This is a genomic window from Roseateles aquatilis (assembly GCF_002205645.1).
Lineage (GTDB): Bacteria > Pseudomonadota > Gammaproteobacteria > Burkholderiales > Burkholderiaceae_C > Roseateles > Roseateles aquatilis.
The window spans coordinates 124,750-140,861 of sequence record NZ_NIOF01000002.1 but is presented as its reverse complement, the minus strand read 5'-3'; the positions used below and the strand labels follow the sequence as shown (position 1 = coordinate 140,861).

Sequence of the window (16,112 nt, the reverse complement as noted above, 5' to 3'; positions counted from 1 at the left end):
CGGCGAACGAAGGATCGACGGGCGCGAACGCCAGCGACGCGCCAGCCGCCGCGGCACAGACCAACAAACGGAATGTCTTCATGAGCCTGATTCCTCGCGAGCCAAGGATCGGCCGATTCGACACCCAACGGCCCCGCGAACGCAACCCGAACGCGCGTCAGGTCGTTACTGCAGCGGGTCTTTCAGCGCGTCGGGGATGGGCAGTGCGACGATGGCGATGCCTTCGTCCGCCAGCTCGCGGGCCTCGTCCGGCGTGGCCTGGCCGCGGATGCCGCGTTGCTCGGTCTCGCCGTAATGGATGCGGCGCGCCTCGGTGGCGAAGCGGTCGCCGACGTCCTCGGTGTTGGCCATCATCGTGCGGACCGCCTGCATCACCTGCCGCTGCAGCTCGATCGCCAGCGCCGGCACGCCCTCTCCCGAAGGCGGGCCCGAACCCTTGGATGCGCGCGGCGCCGACGACGGCCTCGCGCCCGAGGCGGGTGCAGCAGCAACGGCAGGAGCGACCGGTTCTGCAGCGGCGGACAGGTTCAAGCGCGGCGCACTGGGCATCCGACGCACCTGCACGCTGTTGCACAGCGGGCAACTCAGCAGACCGCGCTGCTGCTGCGACTCGAAATCGGTGGACGACGCGAACCAGCCCTCGAAGCCGTGTCCGGCCTCGCAGGCCAGGTTGAGTACCAACATAGGTGGCCGATGCTACCGGGTCGCCGCCTCGCGCGCCGGCATCCAGGTCAATGGCCATGCGCCGGCGCGCCAGCGCTGCAGCCACAACAGGCCGGTCAGCGTCTTGGCGTCGGTGACACGGCCGTCGCAGGCCATGCGGTCGAGCTCGTCTTCCGCCACCGGCACCAGGTCGAGGAACTCGCCCTCGTCCAGTTGCCGTTCACCCTCGATCAGGCCGCGGGCGAAGAAGATCTCGATGCGCTCGTCGGCATACGCGATCGCGTTGTGCATGACGCCGGCATAGGCCCACTCGCGGGCGGTGTAGCCGGTTTCCTCGACCAGCTCGCGCATGGCGCAGCGCAGCGGGGATTCGTTCGGGTCCAGCTTGCCGGCGGGAAACTCCAGCACCACGCGCCCCAGCGGATAGCGGTACTGGCGCTCCAGCAGCACGCGGCCATCGTCGAACAAGGGGATCACGACCGCGGCGCCGGGATGGCGGATGTACTCGCGGGTGGCCTCCCGGCCATCGGGCAGCGCGACACGGTCGCGCTTCACCTGAAGAAAATTGCCCCGCAGGATCCAGTCGGAGGCCAGCGGGGTCTCGCGCAGATGCGGGTCCGAACCGGCGGCCGGCGGGATGCCGATCACGCCGTCGTCCGCTGGCGGGTTGGCCTCAGGCAGCGTCTTCGTCATCGAACTCGCGCACCTTGGAACGGGAGCGGCGCAGGTAACGCCACACGAAACCGGGGAAACCCAAGGTGACGAACAGCGCCAGCGCCGCCGCGTAGAACTCCCAGCCCTGCACCGAGCGCTGACCCAGCCGCGCCTCCAGGCCGAAACCCACGCCCAGCGTGATCAGCGCCAGCAACACCAGCTCCAGCAGGCGCCAGCCGGCGGCCTTGGGCTCACGCCGCGGACCGACCAGCAGGATGCGGGAGCTCAGGTACGGCGCGTTGGCCGCGACCAGCGCGACCAACAGCACCACCCAGACCGAAGCGCCCTGCTCCATCCGCGGCTGTCGATCAGTGCGCCAGCGCGCGGGTCACGGCGTGCGCGCACAGGGCCAGCAGGCCTCCGGGCAACAGACCGAACACCAGCACCAGGATGCCGTTCAGCGACATCACCACGCGCGCGTCGGCCGGGGCCGTCAGCGGGCTGTGGTCGGCAGGCTCGTCGAAGAACATGACCTTGACGACGCGCAGGTAGTAGAACGCGCCCACCAGCGACAGCAGCACCGCGATCACGGCCAGCCACAGGTACAGCGGCACGCCGGTCGTGACCATCGCCTGCAGCACCGCCAGCTTGCCGTAGAAGCCCACCATCGGCGGGATGCCGGTCAGCGAGAACATGTAGATCGCCATCACCAGCGCATACCAGGGGCTGCGCTTGAACAGGCCGGCCAGGTCGCTGATCTGCTCGGACTCGAAGCCCTGGCGCGCCAGCAGCATCAGCAGGCCGAAGCTGCCCAGCGTCGTCAGCACGTAGGTGATCGCGTAGAACATCGCCGAGCTGTAGGCGTTCAGCGCATGGTTGTCCGCCTGGCCGTTCACCACGCCCGAGGCCAGGCCCAGCACGACGAAGCCCATCTGCGAGATCGTCGAGTACGCCAGCATCCGCTTCAGGTTGGTCTGCGCGATGGCGGCCAGGTTGCCCACCACCAGCGACGCCACCGCCATCACCAGCAGCATCTGCTGCCAGTCGTTGGCCAGGCCCAGCATGCCTTCCACCAGCAGGCGCAGCGTGATGCCCAGCGCGGCCAGCTTGGGCGCGCCACCGATCAGCAGCGTCACCGCGGTCGGCGCCCCCTGGTAGACATCAGGCACCCACATGTGGAACGGCGCGGCGCCCAGCTTGAAGCCCAGGCCGGCGACGATGAACACCAGGCCCAGGACCATGACGCCCTTGTTCACCTCGCCCTTGGAGATCACCTCGAAGACGCGCGGGATCGACAGCGAGCCGGTGGCGCCGTACATCATCGACAGGCCGTACAGCAGGAAGCCGGAGGCCAGCGCGCCCAGCACGAAGTACTTCATCGCGGCCTCGGTCGAGACCGTGTGGTCGCGGCGCAGCGCGGTCAGCGCGTACAGCGACAGGCTCATCAACTCCAGACCCAGATAGATCATCAGGAAGTTGTTGGCCGCCACCATCACCGTCACGCCCAGCAGCGAGAACAGGCTCAGCGTGAAGAGCTCGCCCTTGAGCAGCTCGCGCGTCTCGGCATAGGGACGCGCATAGACCAGCGTGACCATCACCGCGATGCAGGAGACGCCGCTGAGCAGGTGGCTCATCGGATCGACCACCAGCATGCCCTGCATGGCGTCGATCGACACATTGCCCATCGCGGTGAAGTGCATGCCGGCCACGACGACCAGCGTCCATTGCGTCAGCCAGTAGGTCGGCGTGCGGCGCGGATCGGTGACGAACAGATCCACCATCGCGACGACGCAAGCCATCACGAGCAGGAGGATTTCGGGATAGACCGCGACCCAGTTCATGTCATTCATTGTGTTGGGCCCTTATTGAAGCTTGGACACCGCGACGTGCTTGAGCAGCTCGGCCACGGATTGATGCATCACGTCGGTGAAGGGCTTGGGATAGACGCCCATCCACAGCACCGCGGCCGCCAGCACGGCCAGCATCACGAACTCGCGACCGTTGATGTCGGTCAGCTTGCGGACGTTGTCGTTGGCGATCGGGCCGAAGTAGACGCGCTTGATCATCCACAGCGTGTAGGCCGCGCCGAAGATCAGCGCCGTGGCCGCCAGCAGGCCGATCCAGAAGTTGTGCGCCACGGCGCCCAGGATCACCATCCACTCGCCGACGAAACCGGCCGTCGCCGGCAGGCCGCAGTTGGCCATGCCGAAGAACACCGCGAAGGCCGCGAACTTGGGCATCGTGTTGACGACGCCGCCGTAGTCGGCGATCTCACGCGAGTGCACGCGGTCGTACAGCACGCCGATGCACAGGAACATCGCGCCCGACACGAAGCCGTGGGCGATCATCTGCACGATGCCGCCGGCCACGCCCAGCTCGTTGAAGATGAAGAAACCCAGCGTCACGAAGCCCATGTGGGCGACCGACGAGTAGGCCACCAGCTTCTTCATGTCGCGCTGGACCATCGCCACCAGGCCGATGTAGATCACCGCGATCAGCGACAGGCCGATGATGAACCAGTCGTAATGACGGGCCGCGTCCGGCGCGATCGGCAACGAGAAGCGCAGGAAGCCGTAGGCGCCCAGCTTCAGCATGATCGCCGCCAGCACGACGGAACCGCCGGTGGGCGCCTCCACGTGAGCGTCGGGCAACCACGTGTGCACCGGCCACATCGGCACCTTCACCGCGAAGGCCGCGAAGAAGGCGAAGAACAGCAGCGTCTGCGCCGGCATGCCCAGCGGCAGCTTGTGCCAGTTCAGGATCTCGAAGCTGCCGGACTGGCTGTACAGGTACAGCAGCGCGATCAGCATCAGCAGCGAGCCGGCCAACGTGTACAGGAAGAACTTGAAGGCCGCGTACACCCGGCGCGGTCCGCCCCAGACGCCGATGATGATGTACATCGGGATCAGCGTGGCCTCGAAGAACACGTAGAACAGCATGCCGTCGAGCGCGCAGAACACGCCGATCATCAGGCCCGACAGGATCAGGAACGCGCCCATGTACTGGTGCACGCGCGTCTCGATCACTTCCCACGCCGCGATCACCACGATGATCGAGATGAAGGCCGTCAGCGGCACGAACCACATCGAGATGCCATCCACGCCCAGGTGGTAGTGGATGTTGAAACGCTCGATCCAGGCGAAGTTCTCGACGAACTGCATCGCCGCGGTGGAAGTATCGAAACCGGTGATCACCGGCAGCGTCACCAGGAAGGACGCGATCGCCGCGATCAGCGCCAGCCAGCGCACCGCGCCGGCATTCTTGTCGCGTCCGAGCGCGAGCAGCAGGCCACCGCAGACGATGGGCAGCCAAATGGACAGACTTAGCAACATTCTTATTCTCCGCCCGTGTCAGAGGCCGAACAGGGCCTTGAATTGGGGCCCCATGTAAGGCCACAGCTGCCAGGTCATCAGACCCACCACGCCCAGGATCATCACCAGCGCATACCAGTACAGGTGGCCGGTCTGGATCAGGCGCACCAGGCCGGCGACGCCGCCCACCGTGCGCGCCGAGCCGTTGATCAGCACGCCGTCGATCAGACCCTGGTCGCCGGCCTTCCACAGGCCGGCGCCGAGCAGGCGGGCACCGCGCGCCAGCACGTTCTCGTTGAACCAGTCCATGTAGTACTTGTTCTCGAGGAGCGTGATGACCGGACGCAGCACGCGCGCGAAGGTCGCGGGGATCGACGGGGCCACCATGTAGAACACGTAGGCCGTGACCACGCCGCCGACCGCCAGCCACAGCGGCAGCGTCTGCAGGCTGTGGACCGCCATCGCGAAGGCGCCGTGGAACTCCTCGCCCAGCTCGTGCATCGCGTGGTGGACTTCCGGGTTCACGAAGATCGCGTCCTTGAAGAAGTCGCCATGCAGCATCGGCGCGATGGTGAAGTAGCCGATCAGCACCGACGGGATCGCCAGCAGGATCAGCGGCACGGTCACCACCCACGGCGACTCGTGCGGCGTGTGGTCGTGACCATGGCCGTGGTCGTCGTGATGGTCGTGCTCGCCCGGGAACGGCTTGTGATGGAAGTTCTCCTTGCCGTGGAAGACCAGGAAGTACATCCGGAAGCTGTAGAACGCCGTCACGAAGACGCCGGCCACCACCGCGAAGTACGCGAAGCCCGCGCCCGGCAGGTGCGACGCATGGACCGCCTCGATGATCGAGTCCTTCGAGTAGAAGCCCGAGAAGAACGGCGTGCCGATCAGCGCCAGCGAGCCCAGCAGCGAGGTCAGCCACGTGATGGGCATGTACTTGCGCAGGCCGCCCATGTTGCGGATGTCCTGGTCGTGGTGCATGCCGATGATGACCGAGCCCGCGCCCAGGAACAGCAGCGCCTTGAAGAACGCGTGCGTCATCAGGTGGAACACCGCCACCGAGTAGGCCGACGCGCCCAGCGCCACCGTCATGTAACCCAGCTGCGACAGCGTGGAGTACGCGACGACGCGCTTGATGTCGTTCTGGATGATGCCCAGGAAGCCCATGAACAGCGCGGTGATCGCGCCGATCACCAGCACGAAGTTGAGCGCCGTGTCGGACAGCTCGAACAGCGGGCTGAAACGCGACACCATGAAGATGCCGGCCGTCACCATCGTCGCCGCGTGGATCAGCGCCGAGATCGGGGTCGGGCCTTCCATCGAGTCCGGCAGCCAGACGTGCAGCGGGAACTGCGCCGACTTGCCCATCGCGCCGATGAACAGGCAGATGCAGGCGACGCTGAGCATCATCCACTCGCCGCCGCCGAACGGGTTGACGAAGCCGATCTTGGCCAGCTCGGCCGACTTGGCGAAGGTCTCGGTGTAGTTCAGCGAGCCGCCGTAGGCCACCAGCAGGCCGATGCCCAGGATGAAGCCGAAGTCGCCGACCCGGTTCACCAGGAAGGCCTTCATGTTGGCGAAGATCGCCGTCGGCTTGGTGTACCAGAAGCCGATCAGCAGGTAGGACACCAGGCCCACCGCTTCCCAGCCGAAGAACAGCTGCAGCATGTTGTTGGCCATCACCAGCATCAGCATGCTGAAGGTGAACAACGAGATGTAGCTGAAGAAGCGCTGGTAGCCGGGGTCCTCTTCCATGTAGCCGATGGTGTAGATGTGGACCATCAGCGACACGAAGGTCACCACGCACATCATCATCGCGGACAGGCCGTCGATCATGAAGCCGACTTCCATCTTCAGGCCGCCCAGCACCATCCATTCGTAGACGGTCTGGTTGAAGCGGGCGCCGTCCAGCACGGCGCTGAGCGTCATCGCGGACAGGACGAACGCGATCAGCACGCCCAGGATCGTCACGGTGTGGGCACCGCGGCGTCCGACCTGCTTGCCGAACAGGCCTGCCACGACGGCGCCGACCAGCGGCGCCAGCGGCACCGCCAGCAGCATGTTCTGAGAGAGTGTTGCAGACATTGTTTTTCTCGCTTCCTGACGCTCGTCAGCCCTTCAGGGCGTCCAGCTCTTCCACGTTGATGCTGCTGCGATTGCGGAACAGCACGACGAGGATGGCCAGGCCGATGGCGGACTCGGCGGCCGCCACGGTGAGGATGAAGAACACGAACACCTGGCCGGCCATGTCGCCCAGATAGTGGGAGAAGGCCACGAAGTTCAGGTTGACCGCCAGCAGCATCAGCTCGATGGCCATCAGCAGCACGATCAGGTTCTTGCGGTTCAGGAAGATGCCGATCACCGACAACGCGAACAGGATCGCGCCCAGCGTCAGGAAATGGCTCAGAGTCAGAGCACCCATCATGCGGCCCCTTCGTTCTTCTCGACCGGCGCGGCCGGTTGTTCCACGGTCGGTGCGACCTTGACGATCTTCAGGCGATCGGCCTTCTTGACCTTGACCTGTTGCGACGGATCCTGGTGACGCGAGTCCTTGCGGCCCCGCAGCGTCAGCGCGATCGCCGCGATGATCGCCACCAGCAGCAGCACCGCCGCGATCTGCAGCGGGAACAGGTAGTTGGTGTACAGCGCGATGCCCAGCAGCTTGGCGTTGCCCAGCTTGAGCGCGGCGGCGTCGGGCACCGGCGCGTCGGTCAGGCGGAAGCCGCCCATCAGCACCGCGGCCATCTCCAGCGCGATCAGCGCGCCGACCAGGCCGGCCAGCGGCATGTGCTTCCAGATGTTGTCACGGACCTGCGTGGACTCGAAGTCCAGCATCATGACCACGAACAGGAACAGCACCATGACGGCGCCGATGTAGACCAGCACCAGGGTGATGGCCAGGAACTCGGCCTTCAGCAGCATCCACAGGCAGGACGCGTTGAAGAAGGCCAGGATCAGGAACAAGGCCGAGTGGACCGTGGAGCGTGCCGTGATGACTCGCAGCGCGGAGCCCAGCAGCACGAAAGAGAAAACGTAAAACAGCGCGGTGGTGATATCCATGCGGGTTCCTGCAAGCAGGCCGCCGGCGCGCGACATCCGGTCAGCGGGGGACGCTGACCGCGACGCCGCCGACCGGTCAGCGGTACTTGGCGTCGGCCTCCTTGGTGGCTGCGATGTGGGGTTCGTAGCGATCGCCCACCGCCAGGAGCATGTCCTTGGTGAAGTACAGGTCGCCACGCTTTTCGCCGTGGTATTCGAAGATGTCGGTCTCGACGATCGAGTCCACCGGGCAGCTCTCCTCGCAGAAACCGCAGAAGATGCACTTGGTCAGGTCGATGTCGTAGCGCGTCGTGCGGCGCGAGCCGTCGGCGCGGACATCGGACTCGATGGTGATGGCCATCGCCGGGCACACGGCCTCGCAGAGCTTGCAGGCGATGCAGCGCTCCTCGCCGTTCTCATAACGGCGCAGCGCATGCAGGCCGCGGAAGCGAGGCGACAACGGCGTCTTCTCTTCCGGGAACTGCACCGTGATGTTTTTCGACAGGAAATGCCGGCCGGTCAGGGCCATGCCCTTGAACAGCTCGGTGAGCATGAAGCTCTTGATTAGGTCCTTGATGGAGCTCACAGCGGACACCTCGGATTACTTCCAGATATTGAACGGGGACTGGATCCACAGACCCACGATCACCAGCCAGATCAGCGTGATCGGGATGAAGATCTTCCAGCCCAGACGCATGATCTGGTCATAGCGGAAGCGCGGGAACGTGGCGCGCACCCACAGGAAGCAGGTCACGACGCAGAAGGTCTTGAAGAACAGCCAGAACCAGTTCCAGAAGGCCATCGATTGCTGGATGAACGACGGGGTCTCCATGCCGAACAGGCTCCAGGACACCGGCGCGGACCAGCCGCCCAGGAACATCACCACGGCCAGGGCCGAGACGAGGATCATGTTGGCGTACTCGGCCAGGAAGAACATCGCGAACGACATGCCCGAGTACTCGATCATGTGGCCGGCCACGATTTCCGACTCGCCTTCGACGACGTCGAACGGGTGGCGGTTGGTCTCGGCCAGGCCGGAGATGAAGTACACGATGAACACCGGCAGCAGCGGCAGCCAGTTCCAGGACAGGAAGTTCACGCCGTGCGACGCGAAGGTGCCGGTCTCCTGGCTCACCACGATGTCGGTCATGTTCATCGAGCCGGTGACCATCAGCACGATGACCAGCGCGAAGCCCATCGCGATTTCGTAGGACACCATCTGGGCCGAGGCGCGCAGCGCGCCCAGGAAGGCGTACTTCGAGTTCGACGCCCAGCCGGCGATGATCACGCCGTAGACCTCCAGCGAGGTGATGGCCATCAGGAACAGCAGGCCGGCGTTGACGTCGGCGACCGCGGCGCCCGGGCCGAAGGGCACGACCGCCCAGGCGGCCAGCGCCGGCATGATGGTCATGACCGGGCCGAGGAAGAACAGGCTCTTGTTGGCGGCCGACGGGACGATGATCTCCTTGAAGATCAGCTTCACCGCGTCCGCGATCGGGGTCAGCAGGCCGAAGGGACCGACGCGGTTCGGGCCCGGACGGATCTGCGACCAGCCGATGGCCTTGCGCTCCCACAGGGTCAGGTAGGCGACGCAACCCAGCAGCGGCAGGATCACGGCGACGATCTTGAGCAGGCTCCAGATCACCGGCCAGACGGCGCCCAGGTGCGTGGCGCCGAGGTTGTATAGGTTTTCCATCGTCGTCTCGTCCTCAGGCCTTGGTCACAGCGATCGCGCCGGTCAGGGCGCCCAGCGCCGCGGTCTCGGGCACGCCGGCGGGGATGCGCACCACGGTCGCGGGCAGCGTGGCGTCCAGCTGCGCGGACAGCACGGCGTCGCCGCCGGCCTGCGACACGCGCACCTGCGCGCCCTTCTCGGCCAGGCCGAGCTCGTTCCACAGCGCCTGCGGCAGGTAGGCCACGGCCGCGTCGCGGCCGTCGCGCGTCAGCTGCAGCGAGGTGGCGCGGCGCACCAGCGCGTCGGTCGCGTAGACCGGCACCGAGGTGAGACGCTCCAGGCCTTGCGCGGGAGCCGCGGCCGCCGACATGGCGCCGACGGCGTTGCCCAGGCGCTCGCTCAGGTCCAGCGTCGAGCCCAGGGCGGCGGTGCGCACCTGCTCGGAGCTGTCGAACTCGAAGCCTTGCAAGCCCAGCAGGTTGCCCAGCACGCGCAGGATCTTCCAGCCCGGACGGGTCTCGCCGCGGGCCTTGGCCACGCCGACGAAGCTCTGCAGACGGCCTTCCGCGTTGACGAAGCTGCCGGAGGTCTCGGTGAACGGGGCCGTCGGCAGCAGCACGTCGGCGTAGTCCAGACCGCTCTTGAACGGGCTCAGGACGACGACCATCTCGGCCGCGTTGATCGCCTTGCGGGCCGCGGCGGCGTTCGCGCCGTCCAGCACCGGGTCGGTGTTCAGCAGCAGCAGCGCCTTGGCGGGCTGGTCGTTCAGCAGTTGGGCCGCGCCGCGGCCGCCCTGGCCCGGCTGGGCCTTGACCAGTTGCGCGCCGACGGTGTTCGCCGCGGCGGACAGCACGCCGACGCTGGCGCCGGTCTGCTCGCCGATCCAGTTCGCCAGCGACAGCAGCGTCGCGGCCTGCGGATGCTGGATCGCGGCATTGCCGACCAGCACCGCCTTGCGCTCGCCGGACAGCAGCGTCTCGGCGACGGCCTTGGCGGCATCCGTCGCCTCGCCCTGCGCCGGCGCGGCTACGCCCTTGGAAGCGGCGATCGCGGCGGCCACGTTGGCCAGTTCGGCGACCCAGGCGGACGGGGCGGCGGTGATGCGCGTGGCGACGCGCATCAGCCAATCGTCCTGCGTGCCGCCCAGCGCCACGATCCGGGCGCCTTGACGGGCGGCCTGACGCAGGCGTTGCGCGAACAGCGGGTGGTCCTTGCGCAGGAAGGAGCCGACGACGAAGGCGCGGTCCAGTTGCGACAGGGACGCGATCGAGGTGCCCAGCCAGAAGGCCTTGCCGTCGGCGGCGCGCAGCGCCGGATCGACGACGCGCAGCTGCGTGTCGACGTTCTCGCTGCCCAGGCCGCGCACCAGCTGCGCCAGCAGGTGCAGTTCCTCGACGGTGCTGTGCTCGGAGCCCAGCGCGGCGATGGACGCGGCACCCTTCTCGGTCTTGATCTGCTTCAGGCCATTGGCGACGTACTCCAGCGCGGTGGTCCAATCCACCGGCTTCCACGTGCCGCCCTGCTTGAGCATCGGCGTGGTCAGGCGCTCGTCGCTGTTCAGCGCCTCATACGAGAAGCGGTCGCGGTCGGCGATCCAGCACTCGTTGACGGCTTCGTTCTCCAGCGGGACGACGCGCAGCACTTCGTTGTTCTTGACCTGGACCACCAGGTTGGCGCCGGTCGAATCGTGCGGGCTGACGCTCTTGCGGCGCGACAGCTCCCAGGTACGGGCGCTGTAGCGGAAGGGCTTGCTGGTCAACGCGCCGACCGGGCAGATGTCGATCATGTTGCCCGACAGCTCCGAGTCCACGGTGCGGCCGACGAAGGTCTGGATCTCGCTGTGCTCGCCGCGGTGGGCCATGCCCAGCTCCATCTGGCCGGCGATCTCCTGGCCGAAGCGGACGCAGCGCGTGCAGTGGATGCAGCGGCTCATCTCTTCCATCGAGATCAGCGGGCCGACGTTCTTGTGGAACACCACGCGCTTCTCTTCCGAGTAGCGCGATTGGCCGGCGCCGTAGCCGACGGCCAGATCCTGCAGCTGGCATTCGCCGCCCTGGTCGCAGATGGGGCAGTCCAGCGGGTGATTGATCAGCAGGAACTCCATCACGCCCTGCTGGGCCTTGATGGCTTTCTCGCTCTTGGTGCGGACGATCATGCCCTGCGTCACCGGTGTGGCGCAGGCGGGCAGCGGCTTGGGCGCCTTCTCCACGTCCACCAGGCACATGCGGCAGTTGGCCGCGATGCTCAGCTTCTTGTGATAGCAGAAGTGCGGGATGTAGGTGCCGGCCTTCTCGGCGGCATGCATCACCATGCTGCCTTCGGGCACTTCGACCTTCTGGCCGTCGAGTTCGATTTCAACCATAGCTTGTTCTCAGCGGCTCCGGATCAGACCAGCGCCGGCGACTTGGGCGCCTGCGAAGCCTGCGATTTGTTCTGCTGCGCCTGTTCGATCATGGCGATGAACTCGTGCTTGAAGTGCTTGAGCATCGCGCGCACCGGCATCGCCGCGGCGTCGCCCAGGGCGCAGATGGTGCGGCCCTGGATGTTGTCGGCCACGGAGTTCAGCAGGTCGATGTCCTCGACACGGCCCTTGCCGTGGGCGATGCGCTCGATCACGCGGTGCATCCAGCCGGTGCCTTCGCGGCACGGCGTGCACTGGCCGCAGGACTCGTGCGCGTAGAAGTAGGACAGGCGCAGCAGGCTGGTCACCATGCAGCGGGTCTCGTCCATCACGATGACCGCGCCCGAGCCCAGCATCGAGCCGTTCTTGGCGATGGAGTCATAGTCCATCGTGCACTGCATCATCACGTCGGCCGGCAGCACCGGGGCGGACGAGCCGCCGGGGATGACCGCCTTGAGCTTGCGGCCGCCGCGTACGCCGCCGGCGAGCTCCAGCAGCTTCTCGAACGACGTACCCAGCGGGATCTCGTAGTTGCCCGGGCGCTCGACGTCGCCGGAGATCGAGAAGATCTTGGTGCCGCCGTTGTTGGGCTTGCCGATCTCCAGGTAGGCCTGGCCGCCGTTGCGGATGATCCAGGGCACCGCCGCGAAGGTCTCGGTGTTGTTGATCGTCGTGGGCTTGCCGTACAGGCCGAACGAGGCCGGGAACGGCGGCTTGAAGCGCGGCTGGCCCTTCTTGCCCTCGAGCGATTCCAGCAGCGCGGTTTCCTCGCCGCAGATGTAGGCGCCGAAGCCGTGATGGCCGTGCAGCTGGAAGCTGAAGTTGCTGCCCAGGATGTTGTCGCCCAGCAGGCCGGCGGCGCGCGCTTCCTCCAGCGCGGCCTCGAAGCGTTCGTACACCTCGAAGATCTCGCCGTGGATGTAGTTGTAGCCAGTGCGGATGCCCATGGCGTACGCCGCGATCGCCATGCCTTCGATGACGATGTGCGGGTTGAACATCAGGATGTCGCGGTCCTTGCAGGTGCCCGGCTCGCCTTCGTCCGAGTTGCAGACCAGGTACTTCGGCCCCGGGAATTGGCGGGGCATGAAGCTCCACTTCAGGCCGGTCGGGAACCCGGCGCCGCCGCGGCCGCGCAGCGCGGACGCCTTCACCTCGGCGATGACCTGGTCGGGGGTCAGGCCTTCACCGCCGTCGCTGGCCAGGATCTTGCGCAGCGCCTGATAGCCGCCGCGCGCCTCGTAGTCCTTCAGCGACCAGTTCTTGCCATCGAGTCCCGCGTAGATCTGCGGGGTGATGTTGCGGTCGTGGAAGCAGGTCTCGACGCCGGTCGCCTGCCACTTGGAGAGATCGATGTTCATCGTCGCGTTCCCTCAGTTCTTGCCGGCGGCGTTGGTCGTGGCGTGGTGCGCCCTCAGCGCGTCCACCAGTTCGTCCATCCGCTGGTTGCTCATGAAGCTCACCATCTGGCGGTCGTTGACCAGCATCACCGGCGAGTCGGCGCAGGCGCCCAGGCACTCGCTCTTCTGCACGGTGAACAGGCCGTCGGCGGTCGTGCCGCCCTCTTCCACGCCCAGCTTCGAGCACAGGTGGTCCAGCGCCTTCTGGCCGTCGCGCAGCTGGCACGGCAGGTTGGTGCAGACGTTCAGCTTGAACAGGCCCAGCTTGCGCTGGTTGTACATGTTGTAGAAGGTCGTGACCTCGTAGACGGCGATCGCCGGCATGCCGAGGTAGACGGCAATCGCATCCTCCGCGTCGCGGGACACGAAGCCCTGCTCCTGCTGGACGATGGACAGGCAGGCCATCACGGCCGACTGCGCCTGCTCGGCCGGGTACTTGGCGACCTCGCGGGCGAAGCGGGCCCGGGTGGCCTCGCTCAAGACAAATTCAGTGCTGCTCATCGCTTCACCACTCAACGGTCAATTTCACCGAACACGATGTCCATCGTGCCGATCACGGCCACGGCGTCGGCAATCATGTGTCCGCGGGCCATCTCGTCCAGCGCGGCCAGATGCGAGTAGCCCGGCGCGCGGATCTTCAGGCGGTACGGCTTGTTGGCGCCGTCGCTGACCAGGTAGATGCCGAACTCGCCCTTCGGGTGCTCCACCGCGGCATAGGCCTCGCCCTCGGGGACGCGGAAACCTTCGGTGAACAGCTTGAAGTGGTGGATCAGCTCTTCCATGCTGGTCTTCATCGCGACGCGCGACGGCGGAGCCACCTTGTGGTTGTCCGTGATGACCGCGCCGGCGGGATTCGCGCGCAGCCAGGCCACGCACTGCTCGACGATGCGGCAGGCCTGGCGCATTTCCTCGACGCGCACGACGTAGCGGTCGTAGGTGTCGCCGTTGGTGCCGACGGGGATGTCGAAGTCCATCTTCGAGTACACGTCGTAGGGCTGCGTCTTGCGCAGGTCCCACGCGATGCCGGAGCCGCGCAGCATCGGGCCGGTCAGGCCCAGGTTCAGCGCGCGCTCGGGCGACACCACGCCGATGCCCACGGTGCGCTGCTTCCAGATCCGGTTGTCGGTCAGCAGCGTCTCGTAGTCGTCGACGTTCTTGGGGAAGCGCTTGCAGAAGTCGTCGATGAAATCGAGCAGCGAGCCCTGGCGGTTCTCGTTGAGCTTGTCGATCGCCTTCTGGTTCTTGATCTTGCTGACCTTGTACTGCGGCATCGCGTCCGGCAGGTCGCGGTAGACGCCGCCCGGACGGAAGTAGGCCGCGTGCATGCGCGCGCCGGAGACCGCTTCGTACATGTCGAAGATGTCTTCCCGCTCGCGGAAGCAGTAGATCAGGATGTTCATCGCGCCGCAGTCCAGCCCGTGCGCGCCCAGCCACAGCAGGTGGTTCAGGATGCGGGTCAGCTCGGAGAACATCACGCGGATGTACTGCGCGCGCTCGGGCACCTCGATGCCCAGCATCTTCTCGATGGCCAGGCAGTACGCATGCTCGTTGGCCATCATGGACACGTAGTCCAGGCGGTCCATGTAGGGCAGCGACTGGATGAAGGTCTTGGACTCGGCCAGCTTCTCGGTGCCGCGGTGCAGCAGGCCGATGTGGGGGTCGGCGCGCTGGATGACTTCGCCGTCCAGCTCCAGCACCAGGCGCAGCACGCCGTGCGCGGCCGGATGCTGCGGCCCGAAGTTCAGGGTGTAGTTCTTGATTTCGGCCATGGTTTACAGCCCGCCGTAGTTGTCTTCGCGGATCACACGCGGGGTGATCTCGCGCGGTTCGATCGTCACCGGCTGGTAGATGACGCGCTTCTGCTCGGGGTCGTAGCGCATCTCGACATGGCCCGACACCGGGAAGTCCTTGCGCATCGGATGGCCGATGAAGCCGTAATCGGTCAGGATGCGGCGCAGGTCCTCATGGCCCTCGAAGATGATGCCGTACAGGTCGAACGCCTCGCGCTCGAACCAGTTGGCCGCGTTCCACAGCGGCGTCACGGCGGCCACCGACGGGAAGTCGTCGTCGGTCGCGAACACCTTCAGGCGCAGGCGCCAGTTCTTGTTGATCGACAGCAGGTGCGACACGACGGCGAAACGCGCGCCGTCATGGGCGCCGTCCTTGTAGGCCGAGTAGTCGAGACCGCACAGATCGATCAGTTGCTCGAAGCGCAGCTCCGAGTGATCGCGCAGGATCTTGGCGACGTTGAAGTAGTCCTTCGCCGCGACGGTGATCGTGATTTCGCCCAGCTCGCGCTTGAGCGCGACGATCTGGCCGCCCAGGACGGACTCCAGCGCCGCCTGCAGGGTGTCGAGTTTGATGCTCATGGGGTGCTTGCCTGGACTCTGCTTAGCGCGCGATGGTGTTTTCGCGGCGGATCTTGGCCTGCAGTTGCAGGATGCCGTAGAGCAGCGCCTCGGCGGTCGGCGGACAGCCCGGGACATAGACGTCGACCGGGACGATGCGGTCGCAGCCCCGCACGACCGAATAGCTGTAGTGGTAGTAGCCGCCACCGTTCGCGCAGGAGCCCATCGAGAGCACCCAGCGCGGCTCGGCCATCTGGTCGTAGACCTTGCGCAGCGCCGGCGCCATCTTGTTGCACAGCGTGCCGGCCACGATCATGAGGTCGGACTGACGCGGGCTGGGGCGGAACAGCATGCCGAAGCGGTCGATGTCGTAGCGGGCCGCGCCCGCATGCATCATCTCGACCGCACAGCAGGCGAGACCGAAGGTCATCGGCCACAACGAACCGGTCTTGGACCAGTTCACCAGCTTGTCCAGCTGGGTGGTCATGAAGCCTTCCTTCAATACGCCTTCGTTACCCATATCGAATTCCCATCTTTCGAGATCAGCGGGCAAGGGCCACGCGCCTGCGCCAGCGCCCTTCCCTAACGGACACGCGCCCGAAACGGGCGCCGTGTCCTGAT

At 66.2% G+C, this 16,112-nt stretch carries 16 protein-coding genes; all 16 read right to left on the bottom strand.

The genetic code is table 11. The annotated features are described in order from the left end of the window. Positions 1–165: 165 nt before the first annotated feature. Positions 166–684 (bottom strand): DUF1178 family protein, encoded by a 519-nt coding sequence (locus tag CDN99_RS06085; RefSeq protein ID WP_088383673.1) that lies wholly within the window; start codon positions 682–684, stop codon positions 166–168. Positions 685–696: 12 nt separating this feature from the next. After that, a complete protein-coding gene (locus CDN99_RS06080; protein ID WP_088383671.1) occupies positions 697–1,356 on the bottom strand; it encodes an NUDIX domain-containing protein in 660 nt (219 codons plus the stop codon). Further along, positions 1,337–1,672: a DUF2818 family protein gene (locus tag CDN99_RS06075; RefSeq protein ID WP_088383669.1), complete on the bottom strand. Its 336-nt coding sequence runs from the start codon at positions 1,670–1,672 to the stop codon at positions 1,337–1,339. The genes CDN99_RS06080 and CDN99_RS06075 overlap by 20 nt, the downstream gene beginning before the upstream one ends. A 13-nt stretch (positions 1,673–1,685) precedes the next feature. Further along, on the bottom strand, positions 1,686–3,167 hold the full coding sequence (gene nuoN / locus CDN99_RS06070) for an NADH-quinone oxidoreductase subunit NuoN (protein ID WP_088383667.1): 1,482 nt from the start codon (positions 3,165–3,167) through the stop codon (positions 1,686–1,688). 12 nt (positions 3,168–3,179) lie between these two features. Beyond that, on the bottom strand, positions 3,180–4,649 hold the full coding sequence (locus CDN99_RS06065; RefSeq protein ID WP_088383665.1) for an NADH-quinone oxidoreductase subunit M: 1,470 nt from the start codon (positions 4,647–4,649) through the stop codon (positions 3,180–3,182). An 18-nt stretch (positions 4,650–4,667) separates the two neighbouring features. Continuing rightward, positions 4,668–6,716: an NADH-quinone oxidoreductase subunit L gene (nuoL, locus tag CDN99_RS06060; protein ID WP_088383663.1), complete on the bottom strand. Its 2,049-nt coding sequence runs from the start codon at positions 6,714–6,716 to the stop codon at positions 4,668–4,670. A gap of 25 nt (positions 6,717–6,741) precedes the next feature. Next, positions 6,742–7,053, bottom strand: coding sequence for an NADH-quinone oxidoreductase subunit NuoK (gene nuoK / locus CDN99_RS06055; protein WP_088384400.1), 312 nt, complete (start codon positions 7,051–7,053; stop codon positions 6,742–6,744). Then, entirely contained in the window at positions 7,053–7,691 is a 639-nt protein-coding gene (locus CDN99_RS06050) for an NADH-quinone oxidoreductase subunit J (RefSeq protein ID WP_088383661.1), read from the bottom strand. Before CDN99_RS06050 ends, nuoK begins: the two co-directional genes overlap by 1 nt. A gap of 76 nt (positions 7,692–7,767) precedes the next feature. Then, positions 7,768–8,265 (bottom strand): NADH-quinone oxidoreductase subunit NuoI, encoded by a 498-nt coding sequence (gene nuoI, locus CDN99_RS06045; protein WP_088383659.1) that lies wholly within the window; start codon positions 8,263–8,265, stop codon positions 7,768–7,770. Between the two features lie 6 nt (positions 8,266–8,271). Next, positions 8,272–9,366, bottom strand: a complete 1,095-nt coding sequence (nuoH, locus tag CDN99_RS06040) for an NADH-quinone oxidoreductase subunit NuoH (protein WP_088383657.1) — start codon at positions 9,364–9,366, stop codon at positions 8,272–8,274. Positions 9,367–9,379: 13 nt separating this feature from the next. Next, positions 9,380–11,707, bottom strand: coding sequence for an NADH-quinone oxidoreductase subunit NuoG (nuoG, locus tag CDN99_RS06035; RefSeq protein WP_088383655.1), 2,328 nt, complete (start codon positions 11,705–11,707; stop codon positions 9,380–9,382). 23 nt (positions 11,708–11,730) lie between these two features. Then, positions 11,731–13,104: an NADH-quinone oxidoreductase subunit NuoF gene (gene nuoF, locus CDN99_RS06030; protein ID WP_088383653.1), complete on the bottom strand. Its 1,374-nt coding sequence runs from the start codon at positions 13,102–13,104 to the stop codon at positions 11,731–11,733. A gap of 12 nt (positions 13,105–13,116) precedes the next feature. Continuing rightward, positions 13,117–13,644: an NADH-quinone oxidoreductase subunit NuoE family protein gene (locus tag CDN99_RS06025; RefSeq protein ID WP_088383651.1), complete on the bottom strand. Its 528-nt coding sequence runs from the start codon at positions 13,642–13,644 to the stop codon at positions 13,117–13,119. 11 nt (positions 13,645–13,655) lie between these two features. Next, positions 13,656–14,912 carry an NADH-quinone oxidoreductase subunit D gene (locus CDN99_RS06020; RefSeq protein WP_088383649.1) on the bottom strand — a complete coding sequence of 419 codons (1,257 nt, stop codon included), beginning with the start codon at positions 14,910–14,912 and terminating at the stop codon, positions 13,656–13,658. Between the two features lie 3 nt (positions 14,913–14,915). Beyond that, entirely contained in the window at positions 14,916–15,512 is a 597-nt protein-coding gene (locus CDN99_RS06015; RefSeq protein WP_088383647.1) for an NADH-quinone oxidoreductase subunit C, read from the bottom strand. 22 nt (positions 15,513–15,534) lie between these two features. Next, positions 15,535–16,011: a NuoB/complex I 20 kDa subunit family protein gene (locus tag CDN99_RS06010; RefSeq protein ID WP_067067101.1), complete on the bottom strand. Its 477-nt coding sequence runs from the start codon at positions 16,009–16,011 to the stop codon at positions 15,535–15,537. Positions 16,012–16,112: the final 101 nt, after the last annotated feature.

Bases quoted from the DNA above. Each gene is read 5' to 3' on its own strand.
- CDN99_RS06010 (WP_067067101.1), bottom strand. From the start codon at position 16,011: ATGGGTAACGAAGGCGTATTGAAGGAAGGCTTCATGACCACCCAGCTG.
- nuoL (WP_088383663.1), bottom strand. From the start codon at position 6,716: ATGTCTGCAACACTCTCTCAGAACATGCTGCTGGCGGTGCCGCTGGCG.
- CDN99_RS06015 (WP_088383647.1), bottom strand. From the start codon at position 15,512: ATGAGCATCAAACTCGACACCCTGCAGGCGGCGCTGGAGTCCGTCCTG.
- nuoK (WP_088384400.1), bottom strand. From the start codon at position 7,053: ATGGGTGCTCTGACTCTGAGCCATTTCCTGACGCTGGGCGCGATCCTG.
- nuoG (WP_088383655.1), bottom strand. From the start codon at position 11,707: ATGGTTGAAATCGAACTCGACGGCCAGAAGGTCGAAGTGCCCGAAGGC.
- CDN99_RS06020 (WP_088383649.1), bottom strand. From the start codon at position 14,912: ATGGCCGAAATCAAGAACTACACCCTGAACTTCGGGCCGCAGCATCCG.
- nuoF (WP_088383653.1), bottom strand. From the start codon at position 13,104: ATGAACATCGATCTCTCCAAGTGGCAGGCGACCGGCGTCGAGACCTGC.
- CDN99_RS06075 (WP_088383669.1), bottom strand. From the start codon at position 1,672: ATGGAGCAGGGCGCTTCGGTCTGGGTGGTGCTGTTGGTCGCGCTGGTC.
- nuoN (WP_088383667.1), bottom strand. From the start codon at position 3,167: ATGAATGACATGAACTGGGTCGCGGTCTATCCCGAAATCCTCCTGCTC.
- CDN99_RS06065 (WP_088383665.1), bottom strand. From the start codon at position 4,649: ATGTTGCTAAGTCTGTCCATTTGGCTGCCCATCGTCTGCGGTGGCCTG.
- CDN99_RS06025 (WP_088383651.1), bottom strand. From the start codon at position 13,644: ATGAGCAGCACTGAATTTGTCTTGAGCGAGGCCACCCGGGCCCGCTTC.
- CDN99_RS06080 (WP_088383671.1), bottom strand. From the start codon at position 1,356: ATGACGAAGACGCTGCCTGAGGCCAACCCGCCAGCGGACGACGGCGTG.
- nuoH (WP_088383657.1), bottom strand. From the start codon at position 9,366: ATGGAAAACCTATACAACCTCGGCGCCACGCACCTGGGCGCCGTCTGG.
- CDN99_RS06085 (WP_088383673.1), bottom strand. From the start codon at position 684: ATGTTGGTACTCAACCTGGCCTGCGAGGCCGGACACGGCTTCGAGGGC.
- CDN99_RS06050 (WP_088383661.1), bottom strand. From the start codon at position 7,691: ATGGATATCACCACCGCGCTGTTTTACGTTTTCTCTTTCGTGCTGCTG.